This is a genomic window from Serratia sp. BIGb0234 (assembly GCF_024809915.1).
GTDB classification, from domain to species: domain Bacteria; phylum Pseudomonadota; class Gammaproteobacteria; order Enterobacterales; family Enterobacteriaceae; genus Serratia; species Serratia liquefaciens.
In genome coordinates, this window is the sequence record NZ_JANUEI010000004.1 from 265,890 (window position 1) to 279,695 (window position 13,806).

The 13,806-nt window shown below is 58.6% G+C and carries 12 protein-coding genes; 6 read left to right on the top strand and 6 right to left on the bottom strand.

Annotation, left to right across the window (positions count from 1 at the left end; all coding sequences use genetic code 11):
- Positions 1-174: 174 nt before the first annotated feature.
- From M2407_RS17435 to M2407_RS17455, 5 genes are read right to left on the bottom strand one after another with little or no spacing between them, the layout of a single operon-like run.
- On the bottom strand, positions 175-1,173 hold the full coding sequence (locus tag M2407_RS17435; RefSeq protein WP_142815206.1) for a VOC family protein: 999 nt from the start codon (positions 1,171-1,173) through the stop codon (positions 175-177).
- A gap of 41 nt (positions 1,174-1,214) precedes the next feature.
- Positions 1,215-2,702, bottom strand: coding sequence for an aldehyde dehydrogenase family protein (locus tag M2407_RS17440; RefSeq protein WP_259218726.1), 1,488 nt, complete (start codon positions 2,700-2,702; stop codon positions 1,215-1,217).
- Between the two features lie 33 nt (positions 2,703-2,735).
- Positions 2,736-3,590 carry a fumarylacetoacetate hydrolase family protein gene (locus tag M2407_RS17445; protein WP_259218727.1) on the bottom strand — a complete coding sequence of 285 codons (855 nt, stop codon included), beginning with the start codon at positions 3,588-3,590 and terminating at the stop codon, positions 2,736-2,738.
- Positions 3,587-4,327, bottom strand: a complete 741-nt coding sequence (locus M2407_RS17450; protein WP_048758932.1) for a GntR family transcriptional regulator — start codon at positions 4,325-4,327, stop codon at positions 3,587-3,589. Before M2407_RS17450 ends, M2407_RS17445 begins: the two co-directional genes overlap by 4 nt.
- Before the next feature lie 24 nt (positions 4,328-4,351).
- Complete coding sequence (locus M2407_RS17455; protein ID WP_020826892.1) at positions 4,352-5,131, bottom strand: SDR family oxidoreductase; 780 nt, start codon at positions 5,129-5,131, stop codon at positions 4,352-4,354.
- Positions 5,132-5,300: 169 nt separating this feature from the next.
- Between M2407_RS17455 and M2407_RS17460 the strand changes: the two genes are divergently transcribed.
- The 4 genes from M2407_RS17460 to M2407_RS17475 are packed head-to-tail and all read left to right on the top strand — an operon-like array spanning position 5,301 to position 9,496.
- Positions 5,301-6,923 (top strand): GMC family oxidoreductase, encoded by a 1,623-nt coding sequence (locus M2407_RS17460; RefSeq protein ID WP_217331249.1) that lies wholly within the window; start codon positions 5,301-5,303, stop codon positions 6,921-6,923.
- Positions 6,916-7,572 (top strand): polysaccharide deacetylase family protein, encoded by a 657-nt coding sequence (locus tag M2407_RS17465; protein ID WP_020826890.1) that lies wholly within the window; start codon positions 6,916-6,918, stop codon positions 7,570-7,572. The genes M2407_RS17460 and M2407_RS17465 overlap by 8 nt, the downstream gene beginning before the upstream one ends.
- Positions 7,573-7,596: 24 nt before the next feature.
- Positions 7,597-9,309 carry an FAD-dependent monooxygenase gene (locus tag M2407_RS17470; RefSeq protein ID WP_259218733.1) on the top strand — a complete coding sequence of 571 codons (1,713 nt, stop codon included), beginning with the start codon at positions 7,597-7,599 and terminating at the stop codon, positions 9,307-9,309.
- A complete protein-coding gene (locus M2407_RS17475; RefSeq protein WP_020826888.1) occupies positions 9,299-9,496 on the top strand; it encodes a hypothetical protein in 198 nt (65 codons plus the stop codon). Before M2407_RS17470 ends, M2407_RS17475 begins: the two co-directional genes overlap by 11 nt.
- Before the next feature lie 8 nt (positions 9,497-9,504).
- Here M2407_RS17475 and M2407_RS17480 read toward each other — a convergent pair whose 3' ends face one another.
- Positions 9,505-10,431, bottom strand: a complete 927-nt coding sequence (locus tag M2407_RS17480) for a LysR family transcriptional regulator (protein ID WP_020826887.1) — start codon at positions 10,429-10,431, stop codon at positions 9,505-9,507.
- 174 nt (positions 10,432-10,605) lie between these two features.
- Between M2407_RS17480 and M2407_RS17485 the strand changes: the two genes are divergently transcribed.
- Positions 10,606-12,123 (top strand): aldehyde dehydrogenase family protein, encoded by a 1,518-nt coding sequence (locus M2407_RS17485; protein WP_187962892.1) that lies wholly within the window; start codon positions 10,606-10,608, stop codon positions 12,121-12,123.
- 34 nt (positions 12,124-12,157) lie between these two features.
- Positions 12,158-13,804, top strand: a complete 1,647-nt coding sequence (locus M2407_RS17490; RefSeq protein ID WP_259218734.1) for a GMC family oxidoreductase — start codon at positions 12,158-12,160, stop codon at positions 13,802-13,804.
- Positions 13,805-13,806 lie beyond the last annotated feature (2 nt).

Sequence of the window (13,806 nt, forward strand, 5' to 3'; positions counted from 1 at the left end):
CGCCGCATTAAGAGCAGGTTGCTCCCCCCTGGGGCATCGAGGCAGCGTGGAGCGTGCGTCGACCGAGAATATTGGTTGAAAAAAAACGGAAGTAAAGGCCGATGTTATTGCCCGGAGAGTTTCCGGGCACAAGGTTATCCAAGGGTTGCCCTGGCATGGTTCGGGCATCAAGCCCTATTGGCGGGATAAGTACTCTTCCAGCACCAGCGGATAGCCCTCGGTGGTCGGTTCTACCGGCGTGTTGGCAAAGGCACTGGCTTCGGTAACCCATTTGCGCTGCGGCGGCAGCCCCCAGGGCAGTAACTGCTGGCGCTGATCGGGTGCAAGAATATTGGTTTCCAGCTCAATGTCGATTATCTGATAAGGGGTGTTGTGCAGCTCGATACGATGCCCGTCCGGATCCCGCAGATAAACATAGAGGACATGGCCCATGCCGTGCCTGCCCGGCCCGCGTTCAATGCTGCTGCCAAAGCCCAGATTGCCGGCAGTGTCGCAGGCGCGCAGGATCTCTTGCGAATCGGGGATGGTATAACCGAAGTGATGCAGACGCGGGCCGGGGCCATGCAAGTACACCAGATCCTGCGTATTGCCTTTGCGTTGTAAGAATGCGGCCCCCATTCCACCCTCATTGAAATAGATGTCTGTCGCACGGAATCCCAGCTTCGTCATGTAAAATTCGGCTGCCCGCTGTACGTGGGGAGTGTGCAACTGGAAGTGATCCAGCCGCTGGGCGCTGCCGCCACGGTACAGATGCACCTGATGGTGCAAGCGCGGCACCACGGGCATTGAGGCGCACAGTTCGATCAGCGTACCAGTCGGATCGGTGAAATGCAGAGTACGCCCCTGAAACGGCACTTCGGCCCAACAATTTTCCAACCCTTGCTGGTCCAAAAACAGCTTGGCCAACTCCAGATCTTTTTCACGAAAAACACGCAGGCCAACGCGTTCGCACTGGGGCTCCGCCTTGCTGAGCTTGATAACCAGACTGTGGTGGCAAGCCTCTTCCAGCCCGCGCAAATAGAGCCGGTCCTCTTCCCGATGGGTCAGCACCATGCCGATCACCTGGGTGTAAAACAGCTCACTGGCGGCCAGATCACGCGAGGTCAGCACCAGATGGCTGGCGCGGGTAATGGAAAATGGCGGATCGTATTCGGTGAGGGGCAATGTGGTCATTGTGATTCCTTACCGGGGCCGTGGCCCCGTTTCCGTGGGATTCAGTAGCACATGATGACGGATTTAAGTTCGGTATAGGACTCGATAAACGCGCTGCCGAACTCGCGGCCAATACCGGAGGCTTTCATCCCGCCGAACGGCACCGCCGGATCCATAATGGTGTGCGAATTTACCCATACCATCCCGGCCTCAATCCGCCGCATCAAATCCATCGCCTTGCTGAAGTCATTGGTCCAGATACTGGCGGACAGGCCATAGGACGAATCATTCATCAAATGCAAGAGTTGCTCTTCATCCTCAAACGGCATAAAGCTCAGCACCCCGGCGAAGGCTTCTTCACGCATCAGCGGATCGTCCTGACCGGTGGCACGGATCACCGTCGGGGTCACATAGAACCCCTCTCCGTCCAGCACCGTACCCCCACTCAGTACCTGGTCATGGCTGTGCGCCTGATCAAACATCGCCTTGATGCGGTTAAAATGCGCCTGGTTAGCCAACGGACCGTATTGCGTGGCTTCGTCCATCGGCGAACCTATTTTCAGCGCCTCGACCCGGGCGATAACCTGCTCGACAATCTCGTCGAAGCGCGACGCATGAATATAAAACCGCTCGGCAGAGGAACAAACCTGCCCCTGATGCACCAGCCCGGCGAGCATAATGCCGTCCACCGCCCGCTGGGTATCGACGTCGGCAAGAAACGCCGCCGGGTTTTTTCCTCCCAACTCCAGGGTGATGCGGGTCAAATCGGCTTTTATCGCCGCCTGGCCGATCGCGATACCGGCCGGAACCGAACCGGTGAAACTGACCTTATTGACCCGTGGATGCTCGATCAGCCACTGCCCCACCTGGCGTTCGCCATTGACCACGTTGAATACGCCCGCAGGCACCCCGGCCTGATGGGCCAACTGCGCCAGACGCAGCAGGGTCAAAGGTGCAAACTCACTGGGTTTGACCACGATGCAACACCCGGTGCACAAGGCGGCTGCAATTTTCCAAATGGCGATCATCACCGGGAAATTCCAGGGAATAATGGCCGCCACCACGCCCACCGGCTCGCGGTAAGTCATCGCGGTATATCGCTCGCCGTTAAACGAAGGGATTGACGGCGCAAGGGTTTCACCATGCAGTTTGGTGGCCCAACCGGCGTAATACCGGATGAAAACGCAGGTATGGTCAACCTCGAACAGCCTGGAGGAACCGATCAGCTTACCGTTGGTCAGGGTTTCCAACTGGGCAATCTCCTCTCTGTGGGCCTCCAGCAGATCGGCAAAGCGTAACAGTATCTGCTGACGCTGGGCCGGCAGGCTTTTTCCCCATTCGCCCTTCAGCGCCCGGTCAGCCGATTGCATCGCCTGCTCCACTTCGTTGGCGGTGGCACCAGCCACGTTGGCGATCGTCTGGCCATTGGCCGGATTGACTACCGGCAAGCGTTGCCCGCCCGCCGCCGGGATCAGTTGTCCATCGATAAACTGCCCATGTTCCTGCGCCAGAAAGGCGGAAACCTGTGGAAGCACTTTGATATCAGCCATCGTAATCCACCTCGTTTGTCGGAAAAGAGTCCTTTAACGCCCTAAGGCGTCGTCAATCACTGGGTTACTCAGGGTGCCGATACCGGCAATCTCAACCTCCACCCGATCCCCCGCTTTCATCCAGACCGGTGGCTGTCGGAATGCGCCAACGCCACCGGGCGTACCGGTCACCAGCACATCGCCGGGCAGCAGATCGGTAAATGCCGAGCAATACTCGATCAGCGCCGGGATCGAGAAAATCAGGTCATCGACAGAGGCCTGTTGCATCACCTGCCCGTTCAGACGGGTTTCCAGCGTTAGCGCACGCGGGTCGGGAATGTCGTCGGCACTGACCAGCCAGGGACCAAAGGCCGCGGTGTGGCGGAAGTTTTTACCGGGAGTGAATTGCGAGCTGTGCCGCTGCCAGTCGCGCACGCTGCCGTCGTTGTAGCAGGCGTAACCGGCGATATGCTGCATGGCATCGCGCTGGGCAATGCGGCGCCCCCCTTTACCAATCACCACGGCCAGCTCGCCTTCATAGTCAAATTGAGACGACTCCGGCGGTGCCAGCAGCGGCTGCTGATGCCCGACCTGTGAAGAAGGCAGCCGCAAAAACAGCGTTGGCCGATCGGGTTCCTCCCGGCCGGTTTCCAGCAGGTGCGGGCGGTAATTCAGCCCCACGCAAATAATTTTGTCCGGGTTGGGCACCGGCGGCAACCAACTGACCTCGCTGGCTTTCAGGGTGGCAGGCGCATTCACAAACGGCAGGAACACGTTAAAACTGCCGGCGGCTAACGCGCTGCGCACGTCCGGATAGGGCAATGACTGGCTGCAGTCGACAATCTCGTCGTCTCCGCGCAGCAGGCCATAACCTGCACGCCCCTGGCTAATAAAACTGACGATCTTCATTTGGCCTCCGGGGACGCAGCCGCGCCGTTGAATATGGTGCTGTCGGCCTGGTTGATAATTCGCTGCACGGTGCTTTGATAATGCTGGCTAAGCAGCTCGACGGCGCGGTCGGCATCGCGCGCCAGCACCGCATCCATGATGGCCTGATGCTCACCGTCGACATCGCGTGGTGAATCCATCCCTTCCAGCTCATAACCGAACCGCAGGCGGCGATAGCGCTCCGACTGATCGAACAGCAAGTCAGAAAAGCGCAGCATCCACGGTGAATTGCAGGCCATCAGCAGGCTGCGATGAAAGCTGTAATGGAGCTGGCTCCAGTTTGCCGAGTGATCTTCGTCATCCATGCGCGGGCAGCGCGTCAGTCGGTGAAAGGCGGCGATAATCCCCGCTTCCCATTCGGCATCACCGTTGGCAATCGCTAACCGTAAAGCATGGGTTTCGATCAGTTGTCGATTGGCGGTAATGTCTTTCAGTTCGCTGAGTGATACCTCACTGGCACGAAAACCGCGTTGCTCGTGGGCGGTCACCAGCCCTTCCGTCACCAACCGCGACAGCGCCTCACGCACCAGCCCTGGGCTGATGTCCAATTCACCGGCGATATTGCCGATCACCAGTTTGCTGCCCGGAGAGTATTCACCGTTGATAATCCGACGGCGGATCAGCGCCACGGCGGCGCCGCTCAGGCTTTTGAAAGTCCCGTTCTGCAATTGCAGGTTTTCTGTTTGTTTGCTGTTCATTCGCTGTTTTATCTCGCTGTACGGTTATAACAACGCTGGATAGGCGCCGCCGTCCAGGTGCATGTTTTGCCCGGTAATAAATCCGCTCAGGTCGCTGCACAGGTAAACACAGGCCGCGCCGAATTCGGCAGGCTGGCCCATGCGACCGGCGGGGATCGAGTCAATCTGTCGTTGGCGCGCCTGTTCGAAGGTAATGCCGCTCTGTTTCATCGCCACCTGCGCCATCTGCTGCTGGCGAGGCGTATCAAAACGTTCCGGCAGCAAATTGTTAATGGTGACGTTATCGACAATGCATTCGCGGGACAACCCTTTACAGGCGGCCGTCAGACCGGCGCGCGACGCAGCGGAAAGCGTCATGTGCGCACGCGGCGTACTGACCATCGCCGAGGTGATATTGATGATGCGGCCAAACTTCCGCTCGCGCATCCCCGGTATCAAGGCGCGGATCAACATCAGCGGTGCCAGCAAATTCCCTTGCAGCGCCGACAGCCAGGTCTGCTCGTCAAACTCAAAGAAATTCCCCGGCGGTGGCCCGGCGTTATTATTGACCAGAATATCGGCATCCGGGCAGGCAGCCAGTAAGGCTTCGCGCCCTTGTAGGGTGGTTATGTCACCGGCGACAGTAAAAACGCGCCCGCCGGTCTCAGCCTTAAGCCGCTGCTGCGCGGCCAGCAGGCGCTCTTCGTCGCGGCCATTAATCCAGACGCTGACCCCTTCTCTAAGCAGGGCTGCGGCACAGGCATAACCCAAACCACTGCTGGAAGCGCATACCAGGGCGCGTTTATCAGCCAGTCTCACATCCATAACCGTTCTCTCCTTCTAGCGAGGCAGCTCATGACTGAGCCGTGCGATGTTGCATAAATGTCATGCTATCGACAAAAAATAGTGACATCAACAAAAAATATTCTTTATATTAAAAAATATATTTTTTCTTCCATCGCAAATTTTCCACCCTCATCTGCACGGAGAGAGCATGAAAGAGAATGAAAGGTACGACTACATTGTGGTCGGCGGTGGTTCTGCCGGTTGCGTGGTTGCCGGTTTGTTGGCGGAAAGAACCTCGGCGCGCATTTTGCTGCTGGAGGCCGGGCCAGAAGACAAAGGGATCTTCATCCGCATGCCGGCCGGATTTCCGGAAATTGTCGGCAAGCTGGTCTGGCCCTATCAAAGCGATGCCGAACCCCATATGGACAATCGGTCGATGAGCGTACCGCAGGGCCGTGTGCTGGGCGGTGGCAGCTCGGTGAATGGACAGCTCTACGTGCGTGGCAATGCCAGGGATTATGACGATTGGGAAACCCAGGACGGCTGTACCGGCTGGGGCTATCGCGATGTGCTGCCCTATTTTATCCGGTCGGAATGCAACCAAAGCCTGCACGACGACTATCACGGCGATAGCGGCCACCTGAAAGTCAGCGACTCCGGTTATCGCCATCCGCTCAGCTACGCCATCGTCAAAGCCGGTCAGGAGCTGGGTTATCCCTATCTCAATGACTTTAACGGCGCCAGCCAGCAAGGCATAGGCTTCTATCAAACTACCACCTATCAGGGGCACCGTTACAGCACCTCGGTGGCCTATCTGGCGCCGGTGCGCCAACACGCGAATCTGCAGGTGATGACCGGCGTGCTGGTTGAGCGCCTGTTGCTGGAGCAGGATCGTGCTACCGGCGTGGTATTTACCGACGCCGAGGGGAAACGCCAACAGGCGCTGGCCAGCCGGGAAGTGGTGTTATGCGCCGGCGCCATCGGGACCCCAAAACTGTTGATGCTGTCCGGCATCGGTCCAGCAGAGCATCTGCGCGAAGTCGGCATCAAACTCCAGGTTGACAGCCCTCTGGTCGGCCAACGCCTGCAGGATCATCTGCATTTTTCGCTGATTGCCAGCCTGCGAAAGCCGATTAGCCTGCTCGGGCAAGACAAAGGCCTGAAGGCATTGGCGAACGGTCTGGAATGGCTGCTGTTCAAACGCGGTATCTGCGCCTCCAACCTGCTGGAGTGCGGCGGTTTTTTCGCCACCGGCGACGACGATCGGCCAGATGTGCAGCTGATGGGGCTGGCGGCGTCGGATAACGTCGACGACAAGGGAAAACAGGCGCAAAACCAGCATGCCCTATCCCTCAAGCTGGCGCACCTGCGGCCACAGGCCAGGGGTGAAGTCCGGTTGCGCGACGGTAATCCACGTTCATTACCGCGCATCAGCCTCAACTATATGGGGACAGCGGAAGATGTCGCTGCGCAGGTCAGAGCGGTACGTCTTGGCTTGCAGCTGTTCCAGGCCCCGGCGTTGGCGTCACTGATTGATCAGGTTCTGTTGCCCGCGCCGAATTTGAACAGCGATGAACAGTTGGCGTCGTTCGTGCGCGAGCATGGCAAAACGGAGTATCACCCTACCGGTACCTGCCGCATGGGGGCAGATCCCGCGACTTCCGTGGTGGATCTGGAACTTCGCCTGCGTGGCCTGGCGGGAGTGCGTATCGCTGATGCGTCGATTTTCCCGCGCATCCCGGCAGGCAATACCAATGCACCGACTATCATGGTGGCAGAGCGCGCAGTTGATTTGATGCTGGCCACTTCTCAGGAGCAGGAACATGCATAAAAAACTCACTTTGACCTTTGATAACGGTCCCCATCCCCAGGGAACCCCGCTGGTGCTGAAGACGCTGCAGGAGTTCCGCATTCTGGCCAACTTCTTCCCTATCGGCGAGAAGATATCCGCGCCTGGCGGTGAAGCTCTGGTTAAATCGGTGAAAGACGCCGGTCACCGGGTCGGCATTCATACCCTGACCCACTCTCTGCCGCTGGGGCTGGGGGCTCCGGGTTTTGCCCGTCACGAAATTACCGAAGGCCAGGCCCGACTGGGTCAATACGCCGAGTCGCCGCCGCTGTTTCGCCCCTATGCCGGTAAAGGGATCCTCGGACCGCACGTGTTGAATCAAGAGGCGGTTGAGGTGCTGCAACAGCAAGGATTCAGTCTGGTGTTGTGGAACTCGGTACCGCGGGATTGGGAACTGCCGACCGACGCCTGGGTGGCGCGTGCGCTGGAAGATATCGCCAATCAGCCCTGGACGGTGATGGTGTTGCACGATGCCCGGCCCGAAGCGATGGAGCATCTGGCGCATTTTATTGAAAAAGCGGTGTTGATGGACGTGGAAATCACGCAGCAACTTCCCGATTGGGTAATGCCGATGCAGGCGGGCCAGATCCGGCATCCCTTTTCTGAGTTGATCGCCCCTGTGGCGGAGTAACCGGCAACGACAAGGAGAATCTTTATGCAACAAGAAAACGTGATTGGTGAATTCCGCTATCAACAATATGCGGTCAAGCTACCGTCGCTGCACGATAACCGCGAACAGCGTCGGCATCGGGTGGTGATTGTCGGCGGTGGACCGGTGGGCTTATCGCTGGCGCTGGCATTGGCGAAACAAGGCATCGCTTCGTTGATAGTGGAGAATGATACCCAGGTATGCACCGGCAGCCGGGCGGCGTGCATCTCCCGCCGCAGCCTGGAGATCCTCGACAAACTGGGGCTGGCAGACACCTTTGTCGGCAAGGGTCTCGCCTGGACCCGTGGACGCAGCTTTTATCAGGGCGAGATGGTGATGCAGTTCGACATGCTCGTGGATGATAACCAGCAGTTTCCGGCGATGATCAACCTGCAGCAGTATTATATCGAGCAATTTTTGCTGGACGAGGTGCTGCGCCATGAGGATTTGATCGAACTGCGTTGGGGTACCGAGCTCCAGAGCCTGGTGCATCATGACGAAGGCGTGACATTGTCACTGAATGCTGTTGGGGTCGATTACCAGTCAGAAGCCGACTGGGTGATTGCCTGCGACGGTGGCCGCAGCCGGGTGCGGGAACAAATGGGCCTGCATCTGCAGGGGGATGTGCATCATGGACGCTTCGCCATCATAGATATTGAATTGGAAAGCGAGACCCCGGCAGAACGGCGCGTGTGGTTCGAAACCGCCCTGCGCCCTGGCCCAATGTGGATGCATCGCCAACCGGACAACATCTGGCGCATTGATTACCTGCTGGAAGACGGCGTCAGCGACGAAGAAGGACTGAAGCCGGAAAACGTGCTGCCGGTCGTCGAGAGTTTTCTCGATATGGTCGGTGAAAAAGGGAAATGGCGCCCGATTTGGATCAGCATGTACAACGCCAAAGCCCTGTCGCTGGACAACTATCATCACGACCGGGTGCTGTTCGTCGGCGATGCGGCGCACGTAGTGCCAATTTTCGGCGTACGTGGGCTTAACGGCGGGCTGGACGATGCCTATAACCTCGGCTGGAAGCTGGCCTACGTGCTGAAAGGGTTGGCGCCGCCGTCGCTATTGGCCAGTTATTCCAGCGAACGTCAGAAGGCCTGGCGTGAAAATGCCGGACAAGCCAGCCGCAGCGCCGAGTTTATGTGCCCGGCGACCCCGGCCGGCAGCACGCTGCGTAATGCGGTGCTGTCGCTGGCGGCTCGCCACCCGCAGTTTTCCGCGCTGATCAATCCCCGTCAGACCCACAGCATTTGTTACGGGGATTCGCCTTTGAATACCCCGACGGTGACGGCCCCCGCGGCTGTAGGGCCCAAACTCGGCGCGGTATTGCCGGAGTTCCCCCTGTTACTGAATGGTGAGCCAACCCACCTGACCCGATTGCTGGATGCGCGACTCTTCACCCTGCTGCGCTTCCCGGCGCAGGACGCTACCAGCGCTGTGGAAATCAGCGACCATCCGTTGCTGCGCGTGGTCACTCTGGGGCGGCCTGGACAACCGCAGGCCGGTGCTGCCGGATGGGTGGAAGATCCTGATGGACAGGTGCACGCGGCCTACAGCGGGCCCGCCGGCGCACTCTATCTGATCCGACCGGACGGGCACGTCTGCTGGCGCTGGACGCAGAGTGATGATGTGGACTCTGCCGTCATCGAACAGGCCATCTTGCGGGCCAGCGGCTGGCAGAACGATAACCAAGGAGCAAAAGATGCAGGCTAAATTGACCGAACAGCAGCTCGATGAGCTGTACAGCCAGTTTTATCTGGCCGCCGAGCCGTTTACCGGCGAACCTCTGGCGCTATTTTTGACTCGCCTTAACCTGCTGTTGCTGGACGCATTGGCGAATGAAACGCTGGCGCGGGAACTGATAGCCGAAGCCGCGCGCTTTAAGTTCGACGCAGAGTAGCCCTGCGTTCAGGCAGCCGGCGGGGTGTCCGTGAGTTTCTGCCCCGGCGGTAATCTGGATTGCCGATAATACTCCGCGACAAAATCGACAAAACTGCGAATGTTAACCGGCAGATAACGCCGGTTAACATAGACCACATACAGCGATCGATGGCTCCAGGTGTAATCCCTCATTAACCTGATCAACGCGCCGCTGGCCAACGCCTCTCTCACCACGAACTCCGGCTCAAGAATAATGCCTCTGCCCTCCAGCGCGCTGGCCAACAAGGCATCGCCACTGTTGGCTCGCAGCGATCCGCATACCGGCACCTCGATCAGACGCCCCTCCTCATCCAGGTATTCCCATTGTTCCGCACGGGGCAACAGTGAGTAGACCAGACAATTGTGCTCCCGCAGTGCCTGTGGGTTGTCCGGGGTCCCGTGGTGCTTTAAATAATCGGGAGACGCACAAAGTATTCGGGGTATTTCACACAGCTTGCGCGCCACCAGAGACGAATCCGACAGATTGGCCACGCGGATCGCCACATCAATCCCCTGATCGATCAGGTTGATCAACTGGTCGCTGAGGCAGAACTCCACCGACACCCGCGGATAACGACGCTGATAACCGGCCACTATGGTTGCCAGTTCAGCCCGACAATAGGGGTGTGGCGCACTGATACGCAAGGTGCCTGCGGGCTGCCCCTGGTTGCCCATATAGGCTTCCAACGCCTGGCATTCGCCGGCAATGCGCTGGCTGTATTCGTAACATTCCCGCCCGGCCTCCGTCAGCGTCATCGACCGCGTGGTACGGTGCAGCAAGCGCACGCCAAAATGCTGTTCCAACTCGGCAATACTCTTGCTCACGCGCGGTCGGGAAAGGTCAAGCGCCTCTGAAGCCGCCGTAAAATTGCCGCCTTTTACCACCGCATTGAATATGCGTAATGCATTCATCATGTCCACATTCACGTCCTTTCAGCACGCTCGTCATTAGCACAATATACGTCATCCATTGGTGCCTGTTCGGCACCAGTGTGATACGGCAAGCCCTCTGGTTGTTCAGCCTGACCACAGCTAGTTTAGCTTTATCCCTCGAAAGAGGATCCCCACAGACTGAAACAAGGACTCCCTATGAGTAGCCAGACGAAAACCTTTAAACAATGGCAGCAGCAGGCAAACGCACTGCAGATCGAAGGGCGTGCCTATATCGACGGTCAGTATCAGGACTCTGCCGACGGTGCCACTTTTGCCGATATCAGCCCGATCGACGGTCGGCTGCTAGCGGCGGTTGCCGACTGCGACGCCGCCACCGTGGATCGAGCCGTTGCGGCGGCGGCCCGAACATTTGCATCCGGAATTTGGCGCGACCAATCGCCGGTACAGCGCAAAAACGCCCTGCTGCGCCTGGCCGATTTGGTCGGTCAGCATCAAGAGGAACTGGCGCTGCTGGAAAGCCTGGACACCGGCAAAACCATCCATGAGTCGCTGGATATGGATATGCAGGACGTGCAGATCGCACTGCGTTATTACGCCGAGGCGATCGACAAGATTGCCGGCGAAATCGCCCCTACCAGCGACAGCTTCCACGGCATGATCACCTACCAGGCCTTGGGTGTGGTAGCGGTGATGACGCCGTGGAACAACCCGCTGATGATTGCCTGCTGGAAGATTGCGCCGGCGCTGGCGATGGGTAACTCGGTGGTGTTCAAACCTTCTGAAAAAGCGCCGTTAACCGGTATCCGCCTGGCGCAGCTGGCGCAACAGGCCGGTATCCCCGATGGCGTATTCAACGTGGTGACCGGCGGGGCTCAGGTCGGACAGGCACTGGCGCTGCACCCCACCGTGCGGGTGATGGCCTTTACCGGCTCCACCCAGGTGGCCAAACAGCTGCTGATTTATGCCGGCCAGTCCAACATGAAACGCACCTACCTCGAAGGCGGCGGTAAGAACGCGCATATCATTTTTGCCGATACGCCAGATTTGGCACGCGCAGCACGTTTTGCCGCCTTGGGCTTTTGCGCCAATCAGGGGGCGGTCTGTGCCTCAGGGACCCGCCTGCTGGTGCAGTCATCCATCAAGGAGCAGTTTGTCGCGCTGCTGATTGAAGAAGTGAACCGCTGGCAGCCAGGGCATCCACTCGATCCCGCAACCATGATGGGGCCAATGATTGATGCCAGGCATCAGGCCAATGTCCTGCGTTATGTCGACTCCGCGCGTGATGAAGGCGCCAGCATCGTCTGTGGTGGCCATGCGGACGACAGCATCGTACCGGGTGGGCATTTCTTCTGGCCAACGGTTATCGACAACGCCACCCCGACCATGACCGCGTCGCAAAACGAAATCTTCGGCCCGGTCGCTTCGGTCATCGCGTTTGAAGACGAAGCAGACGCCATCCGGTTGGCAAATGACAGCGAATACGGCTTAACCGCCGGATTCTGGACGCCGGATATCGCCAAAGTTCACCGCGTTGCCCGCCAACTGGAGGCAGGAACCGTCTGGGTCAATCACTTCCTGACCCGCGATATTCTCTCGCCTTTCGGCGGTTTCAAACAGTCAGGCATCGGCCGCGACCTGTCGTTACATGCGATGCGGCAATACGGCGAAATGAAAGCCACCTGGATTGCTCTGAAAGACGTCGACGCTCACTAAGCCCGCGCGTCCAAACCAATAAAAAGGGATCGTCATGAAACAAGATAAACTACAGACCGACGCCGGCCGCCGTCGATTCATTGCCGCCAGTCTGGCGATGAGCGCTGCAGCCGCACTGCCTTTCTCCGGCTATGCCCGCCAGCCGGCCCCTCGCAGCACCGGGATCGGAAGCGAAGACAAAAAATACGACTACATTATTATCGGCGCCGGTTCGGCCGGCTCGGTGGTGACCCGCCGGCTGGTTGATGCAGGATTAAAGGTCCTGCTGTTGGAAGCCGGGCCACGCGACGATATGCCGGCCATTCATAATCCGCCGGAGGCCATGGCGCTGTGGCATTCCGCCGTTGACTGGGGTTTTTCGACTCAACCGCAGATTTACGCCGGCAAACAGGATATTTACTGGCCACGCGGCAAGACCCTGGGCGGTTCCAGCGCTATTAACGGCATGATGTACGTTCGTGGCCTGCCCTCCGATTACGACAACTGGGCGGCGATGGGGGCCACCGGCTGGAGCTGGAAGGACGTGCTGCCTTATTTCCGCAAAGCGGAAAACTGCAATATCGATGGCTTGTCTAACCTGCATGCTACCGGAGGGCTGCTGCAGGTATCTCGTCCCGCCATGACGCCATTGGCCCACGCCTTTGTCGAGGCCGGACAACAGGCCGGATTGCGGCTGGTGCAGGATTACAACAACGGCCAGGATTCCACCGGCGTCAGTTTCCCGCAGTACACCATGACGCCAGACGGCAAACGGGCCAGCGCCTGGGTCTGTTACGGCGATGCCATCCGCGGAGCGGATAACCTGTCGGTGATCACCGAAGCTCGGGTATTGAAGCTGCTTAACCAGGGCGATCACATTACCGGCGTGCACTTTGTACATCGTGGCACCGATTATCGCATCGAGGCCCGTCATGAGGTGCTGCTGTGCGCCGGTTCACTGATGAGCCCTTCCATTCTGCTGCACTCCGGTATCGGCCCGGCCGAGCAGCTGGAGAAAATGGGCATTAAGACCCTGGTCAACCTGCCAGGCGTGGGTGAAAACCTGCACGATCATCTGGTGTGTCCTATGGTTTGGTCTTCGCCGCAGCCGGTGGCCGTCGGTCTGGCCTCCGGCATCGAAGCGCAGATTTTCCATAAGTCAGCCCCGGAGCTTTCCGCACCGGACACCCAGTCCCTGCTGTTCACCATGCCGTTCATGCCGGGCGTTACCCAGGGTTACACTGTCACTCCCGGTCTGGTCGCACCGAAAAGTCGTGGACGTCTCTGGCTCAACTCACGTGACCCGCTGCAAGCCCCACTGATGGATCCGCGAGTCTATTCTGAAAACGAAGATCTTGAGGTCATGACCGACAAGGCCCTGCTGTTGCGCGAAGTGATGAAGCAAACCGCATTGGCACCGTGGCGCGGCAAAGAGATGGGCATGGAGGGTGTGAATAACCGCGATAAAATGCGCGATTACATTCGCCGAATGACGGCTTCCTACCACCATCAGGTCGGTACGGCGCGCATAGGGACCGACAACATGGCAGTGGTTGATCCGCAATTGCGCGTGCACAGTCTGTCTGGTCTGCGCGTGATCGACGCCTCGGTGATGCCGGTCATTCCTACCGGCAACACCAATGCTCCCAGCATTATGATCGGTGAAAAAGCCGCAGACATGATTTTGTCGAGTAAGGCATAACC

Coding starts and splice junctions, on each gene's coding strand:
- M2407_RS17475 (WP_020826888.1), top strand. CDS start 9,299: ATGCAGGCTAAATTGACCGAACAGCAGCTCGATGAGCTGTACAGCCAG.
- M2407_RS17445 (WP_259218727.1), bottom strand. CDS start 3,590: ATGAAGATCGTCAGTTTTATTAGCCAGGGGCGTGCAGGTTATGGCCTG.
- M2407_RS17485 (WP_187962892.1), top strand. CDS start 10,606: ATGAGTAGCCAGACGAAAACCTTTAAACAATGGCAGCAGCAGGCAAAC.
- M2407_RS17480 (WP_020826887.1), bottom strand. CDS start 10,431: ATGATGAATGCATTACGCATATTCAATGCGGTGGTAAAAGGCGGCAAT.
- M2407_RS17435 (WP_142815206.1), bottom strand. CDS start 1,173: ATGACCACATTGCCCCTCACCGAATACGATCCGCCATTTTCCATTACC.
- M2407_RS17440 (WP_259218726.1), bottom strand. CDS start 2,702: ATGGCTGATATCAAAGTGCTTCCACAGGTTTCCGCCTTTCTGGCGCAG.
- M2407_RS17465 (WP_020826890.1), top strand. CDS start 6,916: ATGCATAAAAAACTCACTTTGACCTTTGATAACGGTCCCCATCCCCAG.
- M2407_RS17455 (WP_020826892.1), bottom strand. CDS start 5,131: ATGGATGTGAGACTGGCTGATAAACGCGCCCTGGTATGCGCTTCCAGC.
- M2407_RS17490 (WP_259218734.1), top strand. CDS start 12,158: ATGAAACAAGATAAACTACAGACCGACGCCGGCCGCCGTCGATTCATT.
- M2407_RS17470 (WP_259218733.1), top strand. CDS start 7,597: ATGCAACAAGAAAACGTGATTGGTGAATTCCGCTATCAACAATATGCG.
- M2407_RS17460 (WP_217331249.1), top strand. CDS start 5,301: ATGAAAGAGAATGAAAGGTACGACTACATTGTGGTCGGCGGTGGTTCT.
- M2407_RS17450 (WP_048758932.1), bottom strand. CDS start 4,327: ATGAACAGCAAACAAACAGAAAACCTGCAATTGCAGAACGGGACTTTC.